The organism is Bradyrhizobium sp. T-12 (genome assembly GCF_058314695.1).
In genome coordinates, this window is the sequence record NZ_CM177756.1 from 2,801,313 (window position 1) to 2,817,127 (window position 15,815).

The 15,815-nt window shown below is 65.3% G+C and carries 18 protein-coding genes; 11 read left to right on the forward strand and 7 right to left on the reverse strand.

Going from position 1 to position 15,815, the window contains the following annotated elements; genetic code table 11:
* Positions 1 to 82: 82 nt before the first annotated feature.
* The 11 genes from AC0WRY_RS13025 to AC0WRY_RS13075 all read left to right on the forward strand — a co-directional run bounded on the left by AC0WRY_RS13025 (position 83) and on the right by AC0WRY_RS13075 (position 10,218).
* A complete protein-coding gene (locus AC0WRY_RS13025; protein ID WP_491123196.1) occupies positions 83 to 1,867 on the forward strand; it encodes a cytochrome D1 domain-containing protein in 1,785 nt (594 codons plus the stop codon).
* A gap of 75 nt (positions 1,868 to 1,942) precedes the next feature.
* Complete coding sequence (cobA, locus tag AC0WRY_RS13030; protein WP_491123197.1) at positions 1,943 to 2,722, forward strand: uroporphyrinogen-III C-methyltransferase; 780 nt, start codon at positions 1,943 to 1,945, stop codon at positions 2,720 to 2,722.
* Positions 2,712 to 3,023 carry a c-type cytochrome gene (locus AC0WRY_RS13035; protein ID WP_491123198.1) on the forward strand — a complete coding sequence of 104 codons (312 nt, stop codon included), beginning with the start codon at positions 2,712 to 2,714 and terminating at the stop codon, positions 3,021 to 3,023. The genes cobA and AC0WRY_RS13035 overlap by 11 nt, the downstream gene beginning before the upstream one ends.
* The gene (locus AC0WRY_RS13040) at positions 3,020 to 4,195 is read left to right on the forward strand and encodes a cytochrome D1 domain-containing protein (RefSeq protein WP_194407364.1); all 1,176 of its coding nucleotides are present in this window, start codon (positions 3,020 to 3,022) and stop codon (positions 4,193 to 4,195) included. Before AC0WRY_RS13035 ends, AC0WRY_RS13040 begins: the two co-directional genes overlap by 4 nt.
* Complete coding sequence (ahbB, locus tag AC0WRY_RS13045) at positions 4,192 to 5,175, forward strand: siroheme decarboxylase subunit beta (RefSeq protein ID WP_194407365.1); 984 nt, start codon at positions 4,192 to 4,194, stop codon at positions 5,173 to 5,175. The genes AC0WRY_RS13040 and ahbB (AC0WRY_RS13045) overlap by 4 nt, the downstream gene beginning before the upstream one ends.
* Positions 5,175 to 5,627, forward strand: coding sequence for an Lrp/AsnC family transcriptional regulator (locus AC0WRY_RS13050; RefSeq protein ID WP_194407366.1), 453 nt, complete (start codon positions 5,175 to 5,177; stop codon positions 5,625 to 5,627). The genes ahbB (AC0WRY_RS13045) and AC0WRY_RS13050 overlap by 1 nt, the downstream gene beginning before the upstream one ends.
* Positions 5,628 to 5,629: 2 nt before the next feature.
* Positions 5,630 to 6,106: a siroheme decarboxylase subunit beta gene (ahbB, locus tag AC0WRY_RS13055; RefSeq protein WP_491123199.1), complete on the forward strand. Its 477-nt coding sequence runs from the start codon at positions 5,630 to 5,632 to the stop codon at positions 6,104 to 6,106.
* 15 nt (positions 6,107 to 6,121) lie between these two features.
* Positions 6,122 to 7,330: a heme d1 biosynthesis radical SAM protein NirJ gene (nirJ, locus tag AC0WRY_RS13060; protein WP_491123200.1), complete on the forward strand. Its 1,209-nt coding sequence runs from the start codon at positions 6,122 to 6,124 to the stop codon at positions 7,328 to 7,330.
* Positions 7,308 to 8,873: a cytochrome D1 domain-containing protein gene (locus tag AC0WRY_RS13065; RefSeq protein WP_491123201.1), complete on the forward strand. Its 1,566-nt coding sequence runs from the start codon at positions 7,308 to 7,310 to the stop codon at positions 8,871 to 8,873. Before nirJ ends, AC0WRY_RS13065 begins: the two co-directional genes overlap by 23 nt.
* Entirely contained in the window at positions 8,857 to 9,678 is an 822-nt protein-coding gene (locus AC0WRY_RS13070) for a CbiX/SirB N-terminal domain-containing protein (RefSeq protein ID WP_491123202.1), read from the forward strand. Before AC0WRY_RS13065 ends, AC0WRY_RS13070 begins: the two co-directional genes overlap by 17 nt.
* A 30-nt stretch (positions 9,679 to 9,708) precedes the next feature.
* Positions 9,709 to 10,218, forward strand: coding sequence for a DUF2249 domain-containing protein (locus AC0WRY_RS13075; protein WP_491123203.1), 510 nt, complete (start codon positions 9,709 to 9,711; stop codon positions 10,216 to 10,218).
* 25 nt (positions 10,219 to 10,243) lie between these two features.
* Here AC0WRY_RS13075 and AC0WRY_RS13080 read toward each other — a convergent pair whose 3' ends face one another.
* The 7 genes from AC0WRY_RS13080 to AC0WRY_RS13110 form a co-directional block, all read right to left on the reverse strand.
* On the reverse strand, positions 10,244 to 11,155 hold the full coding sequence (locus AC0WRY_RS13080) for an HD domain-containing protein (protein ID WP_491123204.1): 912 nt from the start codon (positions 11,153 to 11,155) through the stop codon (positions 10,244 to 10,246).
* A 77-nt stretch (positions 11,156 to 11,232) separates the two neighbouring features.
* Positions 11,233 to 11,709: a type III secretion system chaperone gene (locus tag AC0WRY_RS13085; protein ID WP_491123205.1), complete on the reverse strand. Its 477-nt coding sequence runs from the start codon at positions 11,707 to 11,709 to the stop codon at positions 11,233 to 11,235.
* Between the two features lie 117 nt (positions 11,710 to 11,826).
* Positions 11,827 to 12,609, reverse strand: a complete 783-nt coding sequence (locus AC0WRY_RS13090) for a hypothetical protein (protein ID WP_491123206.1) — start codon at positions 12,607 to 12,609, stop codon at positions 11,827 to 11,829.
* 30 nt (positions 12,610 to 12,639) lie between these two features.
* Positions 12,640 to 13,611, reverse strand: a complete 972-nt coding sequence (locus tag AC0WRY_RS13095; RefSeq protein WP_491123207.1) for a hypothetical protein — start codon at positions 13,609 to 13,611, stop codon at positions 12,640 to 12,642.
* Between the two features lie 32 nt (positions 13,612 to 13,643).
* Positions 13,644 to 14,225: a tetratricopeptide repeat protein gene (locus AC0WRY_RS13100; RefSeq protein WP_491123208.1), complete on the reverse strand. Its 582-nt coding sequence runs from the start codon at positions 14,223 to 14,225 to the stop codon at positions 13,644 to 13,646.
* 141 nt (positions 14,226 to 14,366) lie between these two features.
* Positions 14,367 to 15,008 carry a hypothetical protein gene (locus tag AC0WRY_RS13105; RefSeq protein WP_491123209.1) on the reverse strand — a complete coding sequence of 214 codons (642 nt, stop codon included), beginning with the start codon at positions 15,006 to 15,008 and terminating at the stop codon, positions 14,367 to 14,369.
* Between the two features lie 150 nt (positions 15,009 to 15,158).
* The gene (locus AC0WRY_RS13110) at positions 15,159 to 15,713 is read right to left on the reverse strand and encodes a hypothetical protein (RefSeq protein ID WP_491123210.1); all 555 of its coding nucleotides are present in this window, start codon (positions 15,711 to 15,713) and stop codon (positions 15,159 to 15,161) included.
* Between the last annotated feature and the right edge of the window lie 102 nt (positions 15,714 to 15,815).

Consider the following 15,815-nt stretch of genomic DNA (forward strand, 5'->3'; position numbering starts at 1 on the left):
GTTGCGATTAACCGCGGTCAAGGAGAGTTCGTCGAATTCCCTGCATAAGGCTCCCATCGGATTCTCATGCTGGAGGAATGTAATGCGAGGCCGAGCTTCCCTGTTTCCAAAGCTTGCGGGCGGCGTAGCCGCAGCGGGCCTTTTGCTTCTGAGTGCGACGACGGCCGGCTACGCGCAGCAGCAGGCCCCGGCGCCGAAACCTGCCGACGTCGAGCAGCACAAGACGACACCGGGCGGCCAGTACCAGCCGAGCCTGGACGTTCTCGGCAAGGGCGCGACCGAGCAGCCCGGCACCAAGCCGGGCGATCCCAACCTCACCAAGGCCGAGTTCGACAAGGCCAACCAGATCTATTTCGAACGTTGTGCCGGATGCCATGGCGTGCTGCGCAAGGGCGCGACCGGCAAGCCGCTGACGCCGGATCTCACCAAGAAGCTCGGCTTCGACTATCTGCGTGACTTCATCACCTATGGCTCGCCCGGCGGCATGCCGAACTGGGGCACCTCGGGCCAGCTCGAGGCCGCCGATATCGACCTGATGGCGCGCTACCTCCTGAACACCCCGGCGCAGCCGCCGGAGTTCGGCATGAAGGAGATGAAGGACAGCTGGAAGGTCCTGGTTCCGGTCGCACAGCGTCCGACCAAGAAGATGAACAAGCTCGACATCGACAATCTGTTCTCGGTGACGCTGCGTGATGCCGGTGAAATCGCCTTGATCGACGGCACCACCAAGAAGATCGAGCACATCATCAAGTCCGGCTATGCCGTGCACATCTCGCGCATGTCGGCGTCGGGCCGCTATCTCTACATCATCGGCCGCGACTCCAAGCTCAACCTGATCGACCTCTGGATGGACCCGCCGCAGACGGTGGCCGAGCTCAAGATCGGCACAGAGGCGCGCTCGGTCGAAACCTCGAAGTTCAAGGGCTATGAGGACAAGTTTGCGATCGCCGGAGCCTACTGGCCGCCGCAATACGTGCTGATGGACGGCGCGACGCTCGAGCCGATCAAGGTGGTCTCGACCCGCGGCATGACGGAAGATACGCAGGAATATCATCCGGAGCCGCGCGTGGCCTCCATCGTGGCCTCGCACTTCAAGCCGGAATTCGTCGTCAACGTGAAGGAAACCGGCCAGGTCCTGCTCGTCAACTATCAGGATCTCAAGAACCTGAAGGTGACGTCGATCGAGGCCGAGCGCTTCCTGCATGACGGCGGCTTCGACAAGACCGGCCGCTACTTCCTGGTCGCGGCGAACGCTCGCCACAAGGTCGCGATCGTCGACACCAAGGAAGACAAGCTGGTCGGCGTCGTCGAAACCGGCGGCCAGACCCCGCATCCCGGACGCGGCGCCAACCTCGAGCATCCCAAGTTCGGGCCGGTGTGGGCGACGAGCCATCTCGGCAGCGAGCATATCTCCTTCATCGGCACGGATCCCGATAAGCACAAGCAGTTCGCCTGGAAGGTCGTGCAGACGGTCGACGGGCAGGGCGGCGGATCGCTCTTCATCAAGACGCATCCGAAGTCGGAGAACCTCTATGTCGACACGCCCTTGAACACGGACGCCGAGATTTCCTCGTCGGTCGCGGTGTTCAAGATCAAGGATCTCGCCAAGGAGAAGCCGACCTACAAGGTGCTGCCGATCGGCCAATGGTCCGGCATTTCGGAAGGCGCGCGCCGCGTGGTGCAGGGCGAGTACAACAAGGACGGCACCGAGATCTGGTTCTCGGTCTGGAACAACAAGGCGCAGGACTCCGCCATCGTGGTCGTCGACGACAAGACGCTGACCCTGAAGACGGTCATTCGTGACCGGCGACTGGTCACCCCGACCGGCAAGTTCAACGTCTTCAACACCCGTAACGACGTCTACTGACAAGCATGGGCTGGTGCGGCGAGCGATCGCCGCACCAGCCTGCTTTTTCGCAGATGGTTTTCGGCGGAGCGCATCATGGCTGTTGGAAAGGTCTATCTCGTCGGCGCCGGTCCCGGTGACCCGGAGCTGCTCACGCTGAAGGCGGTCCGCGCGATTGGTGAGGCCGACGTCGTCGTCTATGACCGTCTGGTGCCGCCCGAGATCCTGTCGACCATCGCGGACGGGGTGCTGCAGATCAATGTCGGCAAGCAGGCGGCCCATCACCCGGTGCCGCAGGAGGAGATCAACGAGATGCTGGTCCGGCTGGCGCGCGCCGGCCGCACGGTCGTCCGGCTCAAAGGCGGCGACCCCTTCATTTTCGGGCGCGGCTCGGAGGAAGCAGCCGAGCTCGAGCTGGCAGGCATTGCCTATGAGGTGGTGCCGGGCATCACCGCGGCACAGGGCTGCGCCGCGGCCGCGCGGATGCCGCTGACGCATCGCGGCATGGCCTCCGGCGTGCGCTATGTGACCGGCCATCGCAAGGCGAACGCGCCGCTCGATCTCGACTGGAAGAGCCTCGCCGATCCCGACACGACGCTCGTCGTCTATATGGGCCTGGCCAATATTCCCGAGATCGTCCGCAATCTGATCGCGCAGGGATTGCCGGAAACCACTCCGGTGCTTGCGGTGTGTCAAGGTACGACGCCGCAGGAAAGCAGAATATGTGCTCCCTTGGAGGCGCTTCCGGTCGCTCTGAAAGACGTCTCCTTCAGCGGTCCCGTCCTTTTCATCATCGGAAAGGTCGCAGGGCTCGCGTCAGAACGGAGCGCGCGGAGCGATGCGGCAACTTGCGAGGCGATCTCAGTTGTGGCCTAGCGTCGCCCTGGCGTCAGTCGTTGCGATCGGGCCGGCCGCTGCGGGCGAAGCAAATGCCAATGCCGCAAGGCTCGCCAGTCTGGTGCGGCAGGACTGCGGCTCCTGCCACGGGCTGACGCTGAAGGGCGGGCTCGGCAAGCCGCTGACGCCGGATCATTTGCGCGCCTGGAATCGCGACCAGCTCGTCAGCATCGTCCTCGACGGCGTGCCGGGCACGCCGATGCCGCCCTGGCGCCCGCTGCTGAGCGAAGCGGACGCGCGCTGGATCGTAGAGCGCCTGCAGCAGGGAGATCTGCCATGAGAGTTATGGCGCGATGGTGTCTGGCGTTGTTGCTGCTGATGCCGATGCTCGCGAGTGCAGCCGAGCTGCGCGGCACGGGCAATCTCGGCCTCGTGGTGGAGCGGGCGGCGGGTTCGGTGCTGATCGTCGACGCCACCGAACGCAAATCGATCGGCCGTGTCGAGGGGCTCGGCGATCTCTCGCATGCCTCCGCGGTGTTTTCGCCGGATCAGCGCTACGCCTATGTCTTCGGACGTGACGGCGGCCTCACCAAGGTCGATATGCTCACGAGCACGATCGCCAAGCGCATCGTGCAGGCCGGCAATTCCATCGGCGGCGCCATCTCCGACGATGGCGCGCTGATCGCGGTCTCGAACTACGAGCCGGGCGGAGTGAAGGTGTTCGACGCCAGGACGCTCGATCCCGTCGCCAACATTCCGGCAATCGGTGAGGGCGGCAAAGCCTCGAAGACGGTCGGGCTGGTCGACCTGCCCGGACGGCGTTTTGCCTGGGCGCTCTACGACGCCGGCGAGATCTGGATCGCCGATCTCACCAATGTCGAAACGCCTGCAATCACCAGGCTGACCAATGTCGGCAAGCTGCCTTATGACGGCAACGTCACGCCAGACGGCCGCCATTATCTCGCGGGTCTGTTCGGCGAGGACGGCGTCGTGCACGTCGATACCTGGCGCGCGCCCCTGAAGGCCGAGCGCATCCTCAACGGCTATGGCCGCGGTCAGGAGGCGCTGCCGGTCTACAAGATGCCACATCTGGAAGGCTGGGGCGCGGTGGGCGACAAGCTGCTGCTTCCCGCCGTCGGTCATCACGAATTGATCGCGGTCGATCTACGCAGCTTTGCGGAGGTCGGACGCACCGCCACCCACGGACAGCCGGTGTTTGCCGTGGCGCGGCCGGACGGGCGCCATGTCTGGGTGAACTACGCGCACCCCTTCAACGACACGGTCGAGATCGTCGACACTGAGACGCTGAAGGTGATCCATCGCCTGACGCCCGGGCCTGCGGTGCTCCACATGGAGTTCACCCCGCGCGGCAACGAGGTCTGGGTCTCGGTGCGCGATGCCGATCGCATCGATGTCTATGACGCCACTTCTTTCGTGAAAAAGACCGAGATCCCGGCACAGAAGCCGTCGGGAATCTTCTTCACCGCACGCGCGACGAGGATCGGACAATGACGCCAAGCTCCGTCGAACTCGCCCTGATCGATCGCTGGCAGCACGATTTTCCGCTTGTCGCGAAACCGTTCGAGATCGTCGGCCGTTCCGCCGCGCTCGACGAGCAGGCGACGATCGGCGTGTTCCGTCGCATGCGGGCGCACGATCTGATCTCCCGCGTCGGGGCCGTGGTCCGCCCCAACACGGTGGGCGCGAGCACGCTCGCCGCGCTGCATGTCCCGCCGGATCGTCTCGATCAGGTCGCCGAGATCGTCAGCCGCGAGCCGCTGGTCACGCACAATTACGAGCGCGAGCACGATCTGAACCTGTGGTTCGTGGTCGCCGGCGGCGATGCCGAGGCGCTCACAGAGACCATCGACAGGATCGAGGCGCAGACGGGGCTCCCCGTCGTGGATCTGCCGATGGTGCAGGCCTATCATCTCGGCCTCGGCTTTTCGTTGTGCGAGCCGCGCGCGCAGAAGCGCACGGCGCCGGCCGCCGGGGACTATCGCCCCGATCCGCGCGACCAGCGCATCCTCGCCGCGATCGAGAACGGACTGCCGCTGGTCGAGCATCCCTATCGTGCGGTCGCCGATCAGCTCGCGCTCGGCCAGGCCGAGGTCATCGCGCGGCTGGAGCACCTGGTCGCCGCCGGCGTCGTGACGCGCTTCGGCTGCGTGGTCCGCCATGACAAGCTCGGCTTCCGGTCGAATGCGATGGCGGTCTGGAATATTCCGGACGAGACCATCGACGATGTCGCCGCGATTTTCGCCCGACATCCCAGCGTGACGCTGTGCTACCAGCGTCCGCGCCGGCCGACGGTCTGGCCGTACAACCTGTTCTGCATGGTGCATGCGCGATCGCGCGACGAAGCCTATGCCGCGCTCGACGAAGTGAATCTGCTCGCCGATACCGGCCTGATGCAACAGGCCGTGCTGTTCTCGAAGCGCTGCTTCAAGCAGCGCGGCGCGGTCTTCTCGCGGCCTAAGGAGACGAATTGATGCGCGCGCTGGACCCGACCGAAAGGGCGATCATCAATGGCCTGCAGGGCGGCTTCCCCCTGACGCACCGGCCGTACCGCGATGCCGGCGCGCAGCTGGGATTGAGCGAAGGCGAAATGATCGAGGAGATCGGCAACCTGCTCGCCGGCGGACAGCTCAGCCGCTTCGGGCCGCTCTGGAATGCCGAAGCCCTCGGCGGCGCCGTTTGTCTTGCCGCCATCGCCGTCCCGCCCGAGCGGTTCGACGAGGTCGCCGGGCTCGTCAACGCCCATCCCGAGATCGCGCACAATTACCAGCGCGATCACGAGCTCAACATGTGGTTCGTCGTGTCGACGGATGCTCCCGAACGCATCGATCAGGTGATTGCGGAGATCGAGCGGGAGACGGGCCTTGCCGTGCGCGCGATGCCCAAGACGCGCGAGTTCTTCGTCGGTTTCCGCGTGGAGGTCTAGACATGCTCGATGCCATCGATCGCAAGCTGATCGCCGCCACGCAGGCGGGTCTTCCGCTCGTCGCAGAACCGTACCGCGCGCTCGCCGACGAACTCGGCCTCGACGAGGCCGAAATCGTCCGCCGCCTCGCGCGTTTGCTCGACGACGGGGCGATCCGCCGCATCGGGGCGATCCCCAATCACTATGCGCTCGGCACCACCGCCAACGGCATGTCCGTATGGGACATCGCCGATGAGGCCGTTGCCGATATCGGCGCCGGGGTCGGCGCGCTCGATTTCGTCACGCATTGCTATGAGCGGCCGCGTCATCTGCCGCTCTGGCCCTACAATCTCTTTGCCATGGTCCATGGCCGGACGCGCGACGAGGTGAGGGCGAAGGTCGCCGAGATCGCCGTGCTGGTCGGTCCCGCCGCGCGGGCCCACGAGGTTCTGTTCTCGACCCGGATCTTGAAGAAGACCGGCCTTCGCATTGCTGCCTGACGACGGGAGCCGGTCATGTTTCGCCTCAGCCAATATTTACGCGAGCTGGACGAGCCGGCCCCGAGCGGACCGGTTCGGCAGCCACCGGGACCGGTCGTGATCTGGAACCTGATCCGCCGCTGCAATCTCACCTGCAAGCACTGCTACTCGATCTCGGGCGACGTCGACTTTCCCGGCGAGCTGTCCACCGCGCAAGTGTTCGGCGTGATGGATGACCTCAAGGCGTTCCGCGTGCCGGTGCTGATCCTGTCGGGCGGCGAGCCGTTGATGCGGCGCGACATCTTCGAGATCTCGGCGCGCGCCAAGGCGATGCGGTTCTATGTCGGCCTGTCGTCGAACGGCACCCTGGTCGACGCCGCCATGGCCGACCGCATCCGCGACATCGGCTACGACTATGTCGGCATCTCCCTCGACGGCATCGGCGAGACCCACGACCGCTTCCGCCGCAAGCAGGGCGCCTATCAGGAGGCGCTGAACGGCCTGCGGCTGCTGCGCGACCGCGGCATCAAGGTCGGCGTCCGCTTCACCATGACGGAGGACAACGCGGCCGAGCTGCCGCGCCTGCTCGATCTGGTCGAGCAGGAGAACTTTCCAAAATTCTACCTCTCGCACCTCGTCTATGCCGGCCGCGGCAACAAGAACCGCGGCGACGACGCCATGTGGCAGACGACGCGCGATCGCATGGACATGGTGATCGCCCGTGCCTGGCGCTGGGCGCAGTCGGGCAGCGAGATGGAGATCGTGACCGGCAACAACGATGCCGACGCGGTCTACCTGCTGCATTGGGCCGAGCGAACCGTTCCCGATCGCGCGGCGAGCTTGCGCGCAAAACTCGTGCGCTGGGGCGGCAATTCCTCCGGCGTCAACGTCGCCAATATCGACAATCTCGGCAATGTGCACCCGGACACGATGTGGTGGCACCATACGCTGGGCAACGTGAAGACGCGGGCCTTCTCCGAGATCTGGCCGGACACCTCCGATCCGATCATGGCGGGCCTGAAGCAGAAGCCGCGTCGCGTCTCCGGACGCTGCGGCGCCTGTTCTCATTTCGACATCTGCAACGGCAACACCCGCGTGCGCGCCCAGCGGATCACCGGCGACGCCTGGGCGGAGGATCCCGGCTGTTATCTCAGCGATGCCGAGATCGGCCTTGCGGCACCAAGCGACCGGGTCAAGACCAGCATCTATCGCGGAACACGTCATGAAGCGCCGCTCTCTGTTTGATCGCAGTCTCCTCGCTCTCGCGCTCCTCGTGCTGGCAGGTCCTGCGCGCGCCGAGCCGGATGCGGCAAAGCTGTTCGCGGACAATTGCGCCGAATGCCACGGCGCGGACCGGCTTGGCCGTCTCGGGCCGGCACTGCTCCCGGAAAATCTCGGCCGCATGATGGGGGCGCGGGCCGCCGCGGTGATTGCCGACGGACGGACCGCCACCCAGATGCCGGGCTTTTCCAATAAGCTCTCCAAGGACGAGATCGCGGCGCTCGTGGCCTATGTCTCATCGCCATTGCCCGCGGTGCCGGCCTGGGGCGCGGCCGAGATCGACGCCAGCCGCGTCGTACATGCCAAGGCACCGCCACTGGAGCGGCCACGCTTCGAAGCCGACCCGATGAACCTGTTCGTCGTGGTCGAGGCCGGCGATCACCACGCGACGATCCTGGACGGCGACCGCATCGAGCCGCTGGCGCGCTTCCAGACGCGTTTTGCGCTGCATGGCGGTCCGAAATTCACCCCCGACGGGCGCTACGTGTTCTTCATGTCGCGCGACGGCTGGGTCAGCAAATACGATCTCTGGACGCTGACCATGCTCACCGAGGTGCGCGCCGGAATCAATTCGCGCAACATCGCGATCTCGCGCGACGGCAAACACATCGCGGTCGCCAATTATCTGCCCCACACGCTGGTGATGCTCTCGGCGGACGATTTGTCGGTCGAGAAGATCTTTGACGTGAAGGACCGCCTGGGGACGTCCTCGCGGGTCTCCGCGGTGTACCAGGCGCCCTCGCGCAACAGCTTCATCGCGGCGCTGAAGGACGTTCCCGAGATCTGGGAGATCGCGACCGATCCGAACGCCGGCCCGGTCTATGCCGGCTTCGTGCACAGCCACGAGAAGGGCATGATCGAGGCGCTGCCGTCCTCGCAGGGGCTCTTCGCGCTGCGCCGGATCGAGACCCCGGAGCCGCTCGACGACTTCTTCTTCGATCCGCCCTATCGCAATCTGATCGGCTCGGCGCGCGAGGGCAGGGCGATCGTGGTCAACCTGACGGTCGGGCGCGATATCAAGCAGCTCGATCTGCCGGGGCTGCCCCATCTCGGCTCGGGGATCTCCTGGACGTGGAACGGCCGGCTGGTGATGGCGACGCCGCTCTTGAAAGCCGGCAAGATCAGCGTGCTGGACATGCAGGACTGGTCGCAGATCAAGGTGATCGAGACGCCTGGCCCCGGCTTCTTCATGCGGAGCCACGAGAACACGCCCTATGCCTGGACCGACAGCATGATGGGCGCCGGCAAGGACACGCTCTCGATCATCGACAAGCGCTCGCTGGAAGTGGTCCGTCGCGTCACGCCGGAACCCGGCAAGACCGCTGCGCATGTCGAATTCGACAGATACGGGCGCTATGCCCTGGTGTCGATCTGGGAGGACCAGGGCGCGCTGGTGGTCTATGATGCGGCAACCTTTACCGAGGTGAAGCGTATTCCGATGTCGCGTCCTTCGGGCAAATACAACGTCTGGAACAAGATCACGTTTTCCGATGGCACCAGTCATTGAGCAGCCGGGCAGCGTCCCGTCGATCGCATTGCTGTTGGCAGCCCATGGCGAGCGGCGGCCGGGTGCCGGCAACACGGGCGCGTTCCAGCTTGCGCACGCGCTGGCCGCGCGCGGCCTGGTGGCCGAGGTCGCCGTCGGCTTTATCTCGGGCAAACCAGGCATCCGGGAAGCCCTGGAGACGCTGACGGCCGGTCGAATCCTGGTCTATCCGCTATTTGCCTCCAGCGGCTATTTCACCCGTGACCGTCTGGTCCAGCTTCTCGACGAAGCCAGGGGCGATGGCCGCAGGATCGACATGCTGCCGCCGCTCGGGCTCGATCCGGGCCTGCCGGATTTGCTGTGCGATCAGGCCGTGGCTTGCGCGCGCGACCATGGTTTCGCGCCGGAGCACTGCACCTTCGTCCTGCTGGCGCACGGCTCGAAGCGCAATCCAGCCTCGCGCCAGGCCACCGAGCAGGTCGCGCGTGAGATCGAGACGCGGGCGGTCTGCCGGAAGGTCGTCGTCGCCTTCCTGGAAGAGCAACCGTCGCTCGAAGAGGCCGCGGCATCGATCAGCGGGCCCGCGATCGTCCTTGGCCTGTTCTCCGGCGAAGGCCTGCATGGCGCCAAGGATGCGCCGAAGCTGGTTGCGCGGCTCGGCCGCCGCGACATCGTGTTCGCGGGCATCATGGGCAGCGGACCTGGGATCGAGGACCTCGTCGCACGGGCGGTGGTCGCGGCCCTGCAAGACGCAGGCGCGGTGCAGGTCGCGGAGCCGTCGTCGCTTGCGCCGGCGCCGAGAGGCTGGGCGGTTTCAGTCGATTGATGGCGCGGCGTTGCAGGAAAGGGACGAGAGATGACGGAGTATCTTGACGTCGATGTTCGTCCGATCCTGCGCGCCGGGGGCGAGCCTTTTTCGACGATCATGGCCGCTGTTGAAAGTGCAAAACCGGGCCAGGGCATCCGGCTGTACGCGCCCTTCAAGCCCGTGCCCTTGTTCGACGTGATGGCCGGCAAGGGCTTTGCCCATTCCGCGACGGAGATCGGCGGAGGCGATTGGCAGGTGCTGTTCACACCGACCGGGGCACCTGCCGAAGCGCCGGCGTCGCAAGCGCGGCCCAGCATCCAATGGCCGGAGTCGAAAATCCGGCTCGACACCAGACAGCTCGATCCGCCGGAGCCGATGACCAAAATCCTCGCCGCGGCCGAGACGCTGGGGCCCGGAGAAACGCTGACCGCGTTCCTCAGCCGCGAGCCGATGTTCCTGTTCCCGCAGCTGGAGAAGAGCGGCTACAACTGGCTCGGCGGCTTTCTGCCCGACGGCGTGACCTACGAGCTGACGGTGCGGGCGCCGTCCGCCTCGTAGGGTAGGCAAAGGCGCACTTGCGCCTCTACCCCGCGCCGGAGAGAGTCGGAGACAACGACCTCTGCCGCGCCGCGCGCGCGGCCTTGTTTGGCCCGAGCTGCGGACCCATCATGCGCAGCGCGTGCTCTGCGCACAGCACATGATGATGCAGATTGGCGATCCATTGCCGGCCCGAGATGGTCAGGTTCAAATACGTCATGCCGTCGCCGACATAGGTCGAGACGGTGTTCCAGAAGAACTCGGGATATTTGTCGACGAGGTCGGCGGGAGAGGAATAGCCGAGTTGCCGGTTGCGGCCGTTCTCCTCGAATTCGTAGAACAGCGCATTCACCTTGCGCGGATACATGGGATCGCCGAGCTGGCCGATGAAGTCCGCCGCCTGGACCAGCCGCGGCACGAAATCGGTCGTCGCGGACCTGTCGGCCGGCGAGGGTGGAAACCGCGTGAATTCGATCGCGTCGGCGATGCGGTTGGCATCGATGCCGGGAATATTGGCCAGCCGTTCGCGCACGTACATCTTCGAGCGGTTGACGTGACAGCCCATCAGCGCGGCGTCGGAGGCGCCGCGGGCAAGCCTGATCCTCCGACCATCCTCGTGTGCGACGAACTCCTCGGCCGTATCGCCGCCGAGGATGCCGCGGACATAGCCGATGTCGTGGAACAGGCAGGCCAGGATCAGGTGCATGTAGTCGGAAGGCTCGATCCGCCGCGACATCATCAGGCCGTGCAGGATGTCGCGGCCGGCCATCGTCACCAGCCAGGTGTGCTCGTAATTGTGATAGAGCGCATCGCTCCTTGCGACGCATTCGATGGTCATGCGCGCGAGCGATCCGAGCTGATCCGCCAGCGTGCTGGCGGCCGGCCCGAACATCGAGTGAAAGTCCCTGACAAGAAACCTTCCGAGGCTGCTCGCCGCGTCGGACGTGATGGTCCTCATAGGCCTTCTCCACGCAATGAGTCGTTCGGCAATTGGTTCGACTCCGGCAATCATTGGCGGCCTTGGGCCGACGGGCGTCAGGGTCGGAAAATCAGAATGGTCTCGTCATGGCCTTGGCTCGGCGCGGGCACCCGCAAACGCGGCGCCTTGGGATGGCCGAGCTCCGCGGCATAGTCCACCGCCATATGCGCGACGTCGCCGATGGTCTCGACCAGGCGGGTCATCGCGTCGCGCAGGCAGGGCGAGATCGCCTCGATCCTGACGGCCGGCGGCGAGCATCCGTTGTCGATGCGACAACAGGCGCGCCGGTAGGGCAGGCATCGCAGGTTGGACTTGAGCAGGCGGACGATCTGCTCCTCCATCACGAGGGGATCGTCGGAGAGTGTGCCAACCGGAGCGCAGACCACGACATGGCGTTCGTCATGGCTCAGTGTCAGCGCGACGGAGATGCCGTCGACGCTGAGCGAGGCGCCGTCGCCGGACCGGAAACGGGGCGGCGACAGGCCGAGCGACTGCCAAAGCGTTTCGATCAGGCGATGAAATTCGTCGTTCATCGCGGGCCGTCTCGATGGCCGTGCCGCAGCCGCCGGGTGGCGGTGCGGCACGCTTGTGCGATCATGAAGGATGTGCTCATCGAGCCCCGCGCGCTTCGCCGCTTTCAGACCGGCGGATCAGACCAACGCGCGAAGCTGGTTGGCCTTCTCGGCCCGCATCTCCGACAAGGCCTGGAACAACTGCTGAAACTGCTGGCGCAGCCGCTCGGTCAGGTCGTTGGCGTCGGCTTTCTGGCTGTTGGCGGCTGCGGCGTCGGACGCGGCGAGGTGACCCTCCGCGTCATGAATCTTGGTATCTGCTTGGGTCGCCGCACCATACTTCTGCGCGCGAGCGTCAAGCACCTTGGAGCCCGCTAGGAGCCAGTCGTTGTTCCACTTGGAGGCTGCCAAACCGGCGCCGGCGGCAGTCGCCGCGGCTCCGAATTGCTTCCAAGAGTTGCTGTCGATGTCCTTGGCGGCCGCCCTTTCCTGCGCGGCCTGTGCCAATTCCTTCCCGCGCGCAACCTCCATGGCGTCCTTGCGCTTCTGGAGGGCGTCGTCCTGCTGGTGATTGTTCGATTCCAGAGCCGCCTTGAACAGGGCACGGGCGGCATCCAGTGGCGACAGTGCGAGGCCCGCGTCGCCGCTCGCTGCGATTGCGGGGTCCAGGGCGCTCGCCGCGGCAGCGAAACGGCCAGCGGCACCGTCCACCGCGCCGTCGTACACGGTTGCTGCAACCTTGGAGGTCGGCGCAAAGGCCAACGCTACGCTCGGCGACGCCGAGGCCGTGGATGGCGGAACGGTGCCTTGCAGGCTGGAGATGCCCGAAGCGGTGTGACGGCCGGTTCTGCCAACCGGTTGCGCATCGTCCTGCAACGGCTGGTCGAGCCGAGGGCCGGAATTTCGAATGGTCTCGATCATGATCTGGTGTCTCCTTGCGTGAATGGATGGTCAGGCGAAGCGAACCCGCGACGTCACGTTTGCCTTGTTGCGCAGGGTCTCGGCCGTGTCCTGGAGGACGTGGCTCCAACTCTCGCTCGTGGTCGTCAGGCGCTTGATGGCCTGCTGCACGTACTCGTCGATCTGCTCGATCGTGGCCTGGGCGATCTCTTGATCGGCATGCGCCCGCCTGCTTGCAGCCTGGTGGCCGGCGTTCTCGTAATCGATATAGGCGGCCGTCACATCGCCTCCGAATTTCACGAGATTGGTGGCCAGGAGAATGTCATTCTGGATCTCGGCTGGGTTGCCGCATGCCAGCGTCATCAGGCCGACAGTCGTCTGCGCGATACCGAATGCGAGGTGGAAGCCTTCATCGGCCTCTTTGGCGCCATCCTCGTCGCCCGGGTGCATCAACAGATGAAGGTTGCCCGCAATGCCGTGCCCGTTCGTCATGTTCAGCATGCTATCGGTCGCGGATATCAACCCACAGACACCGGAAGCGATCAGCAACACGCCGATCGGTCCGCCGACGCCGGTTGCGATTGCGGCCCCTCCCGCGACGATGCTGAGGGCCGTGGCGATCGCGTCGCAGACGCTCGAGAGATCATCCCAGAACGAGCCGTCCGACTGCTTGGCGAGCTCGTCGATCGCCTTCTGCGCGGCCGCCATTCGCCGGGCAACCACCTCCTGGCGGCGCTGGTCGTCCACCTTGATCTCGTCACGGCTTGCCTTGCCCAGAATCTCCGCGATCTTGGCGGCGGCGACCGCGCAGACCAGCTCCGGGCTCTCCTGGTTCGGCATGAATCCGGCGAGGCTGGCGAAGGCCGCGCCGAGGTCGTCGGCAACGCCGCCTGGCGGCGGCAGGTTGCCGCTGCCGGCGACGGCACCGGCCACACCGGCGCCGACTTTCGGATCGACCGGCGCGACCTGCGGCGCAATTTGTCCGGTCGAGATCGGCGAAGCTGGCTTGACTGCGACGTCCATGGCGAACTGCTCTTGCTGGTGGTGACTATTCGCTATCGCGCGGCCCGGCCTGCGTGCCTCTGCGCGGAGCGGCGCTCGATGGCATGCGCATGCATCCGTACGGCGTGTGCCGCGGCGGCCGCATTGCTGCCGCGGCTGAGCCGTTCGCCCACCGCGAAATGCGCGATCGCGCCATCATATTCGCGGGCGGACAATAGGCACTCGCCGAGCCGCAGATGTCCCTCCGGATTGGCGGCGTCGAGGGCGATGAAATGCACGTAGAGCTTGGCGGCGAGCGCGACGTTGCCTTCGCTCTGATAGGTGAGGGCGATCGCGTAGATGACGCGGGCGTCGAGCGGTTCGAGCTGATGCAGCACAATCATCCACTCGCGCCCCTTTTTGACGTCGCCGGCCTGGATCATCCGGCAGCCGCGGATGAACATGGCGTCGCGCTCCTCGCTGGTAAGGCCGCAGATGTCGGCCAACGCCATGCCTTCCGACATCAGCTTGAGGACGGTCCGCACCTTCGGCGGAAGCGCGAGGCCGTCGATCAGCCCTTGCGCGACCGGAGCGGCGATCTCGATCCGGCGGCGCCAATCGGCCTCGGTCTTCGGCAGTCCATCCAGTATCGACATGGCGATGAGGTCCTTGAACCCGGTGCCGGCACGATAGCCCCGGCTCCATCGGCCCCGTGTCGCAGGAGTTACAGCGCCGGTCTGTTTTGCAGGCTGCGCCGCTCCGATGCGCAGGCCCCGGCGTTGCGGAGCAACTCTCGTCTATTCGAGGGGAAGCGGCGGCGGCTTGACGCCCAGAAGGTGATAGACTCTCAATTGGAGCTTATGGGCCTCTCTGGCGTGGCGTTGCGCCTCGTCATAGACGTTTTCGGTCCGCTCCTTTTGTATCCTCGTCCTGTCCACTTCCCCGTAGACGGAGTCGAAATATTGCGCGGCGCCAGGCGTTTCCGAGTGGACGGTGTGCCTGGCGAGCCAAAGCGTCTTTCCTGCGCGCTTCGAGGCCTCACCGGCCTCGCGCTTCGCATCCCATGCCTGCCGCAGGAATCGTTGCTGCCATTCGACATTCGCGTCGGCCATGTTCCGCGCTTCGGTGGCGTGACGTTCGAGCGCGGGTCGGAGCTGAGCCAGCTTGTGTTGCTTCGTGGCGGGTGCCAGGTTCGATTGCTCGATCGCTCGCCTCGTCCCGATGTCGGTCTCGTAAACGGTGAGCGCATCGACCGTCGCCTTGTTGAGCGCTTCGACGATCTCGTGGTTGAGATTGAAGGGTTCCGACGCAGGCGGCGGCGTCGTTTGCGAGGCGATTCCGCTGGAGATTGGCTTGCCCGGCGCGGGTGCTTGTGCGACGCGGATCTGCGCCTGGACGTGCAGCGGTTGATCTTGTGGACGTACGATCCCATCGCCCATCCTGTCCCTCCTGTTCGAAATCGCAAGCGGCGCCGACGGCGGTGGCCGCGCTTGAAGACGAAGCGTAGCGTGGCGGATCGTGCGGCGAGAGCGGTCACGTCCGCTGCAGCGGTCGGGGAGCACGCAGTTCGGTCTGGCTCCGCTTCACGTCTACCAATATTTGCTATTCTTTAGATTGAATGCCTCGGTGTGGCGCTGTTGGGCGCCTATATAGGTGTCGTAGGTGTTCGCATATTTGTGTGCTGCCGCGTGGATCGCCTGTTGGTCATTTCCCTTTTTGGCTTGTTCCAGTTCCCCCTTGACCTTCTGCAATGCATCCCAGGCCGGTCGAAGCATCAGATCCTGCGGCTCGAAATTGGATTTGGTGAGCCGATACGCTTCGGCCCAATGATGGTCGAGGCTGGGCCTGAGGGCTTCCAGCTTTTCCTGCTTTGCCTTCCGCGGCAGGTCCGACTGCTCGATCGCTTCCATTTCTTTCTTGTCCTGCCTGTAGCGCGCGACCGCATCCCTGGCCGCTCTGGCGCTGTGCTCCGCCGTTATCTCGAGCTCTGTGCGTGGTTCGGGCGGGGCAGGCGGAGGCGTTGTCTTCTGCGTGGCAATCCCGCCGGAGACCGGCTTGCCGGCCGCAGGCGCTTCAGCAACCTCGATCGGGGACGGCAGGTGCACCGGCTGTTGGGGTGTGGAGCTACTGACTTCACTGCTCATTGTGTCTTCTCCCATGCTGTCGCGTCAGCCGATGTCGCCTGTCGCGCGTGCCTGCACACATTGCTGACACGGTTGCTTGATCGGAATTGTGCCGGGGATGAC

What these genes read in the sequence shown, in the direction of transcription:
- ahbB (WP_194407365.1), top strand. Translation starts at nt 4,192, where the DNA reads ATGACGCCAAGCTCCGTCGAACTCGCCCTGATCGATCGCTGGCAGCAC.
- ahbB (WP_491123199.1), top strand. Translation starts at nt 5,630, where the DNA reads ATGCTCGATGCCATCGATCGCAAGCTGATCGCCGCCACGCAGGCGGGT.
- AC0WRY_RS13025 (WP_491123196.1), top strand. Translation starts at nt 83, where the DNA reads ATGCGAGGCCGAGCTTCCCTGTTTCCAAAGCTTGCGGGCGGCGTAGCC.
- AC0WRY_RS13090 (WP_491123206.1), bottom strand. Translation starts at nt 12,609, where the DNA reads ATGATCGAGACCATTCGAAATTCCGGCCCTCGGCTCGACCAGCCGTTG.
- AC0WRY_RS13040 (WP_194407364.1), top strand. Translation starts at nt 3,020, where the DNA reads ATGAGAGTTATGGCGCGATGGTGTCTGGCGTTGTTGCTGCTGATGCCG.
- AC0WRY_RS13100 (WP_491123208.1), bottom strand. Translation starts at nt 14,225, where the DNA reads ATGTCGATACTGGATGGACTGCCGAAGACCGAGGCCGATTGGCGCCGC.
- AC0WRY_RS13105 (WP_491123209.1), bottom strand. Translation starts at nt 15,008, where the DNA reads ATGGGCGATGGGATCGTACGTCCACAAGATCAACCGCTGCACGTCCAG.
- AC0WRY_RS13065 (WP_491123201.1), top strand. Translation starts at nt 7,308, where the DNA reads ATGAAGCGCCGCTCTCTGTTTGATCGCAGTCTCCTCGCTCTCGCGCTC.
- AC0WRY_RS13070 (WP_491123202.1), top strand. Translation starts at nt 8,857, where the DNA reads ATGGCACCAGTCATTGAGCAGCCGGGCAGCGTCCCGTCGATCGCATTG.
- cobA (WP_491123197.1), top strand. Translation starts at nt 1,943, where the DNA reads ATGGCTGTTGGAAAGGTCTATCTCGTCGGCGCCGGTCCCGGTGACCCG.
- AC0WRY_RS13110 (WP_491123210.1), bottom strand. Translation starts at nt 15,713, where the DNA reads ATGAGCAGTGAAGTCAGTAGCTCCACACCCCAACAGCCGGTGCACCTG.
- nirJ (WP_491123200.1), top strand. Translation starts at nt 6,122, where the DNA reads ATGTTTCGCCTCAGCCAATATTTACGCGAGCTGGACGAGCCGGCCCCG.
- AC0WRY_RS13080 (WP_491123204.1), bottom strand. Translation starts at nt 11,155, where the DNA reads ATGAGGACCATCACGTCCGACGCGGCGAGCAGCCTCGGAAGGTTTCTT.
- AC0WRY_RS13075 (WP_491123203.1), top strand. Translation starts at nt 9,709, where the DNA reads ATGACGGAGTATCTTGACGTCGATGTTCGTCCGATCCTGCGCGCCGGG.
- AC0WRY_RS13050 (WP_194407366.1), top strand. Translation starts at nt 5,175, where the DNA reads ATGCGCGCGCTGGACCCGACCGAAAGGGCGATCATCAATGGCCTGCAG.
- AC0WRY_RS13085 (WP_491123205.1), bottom strand. Translation starts at nt 11,709, where the DNA reads ATGAACGACGAATTTCATCGCCTGATCGAAACGCTTTGGCAGTCGCTC.
- AC0WRY_RS13095 (WP_491123207.1), bottom strand. Translation starts at nt 13,611, where the DNA reads ATGGACGTCGCAGTCAAGCCAGCTTCGCCGATCTCGACCGGACAAATT.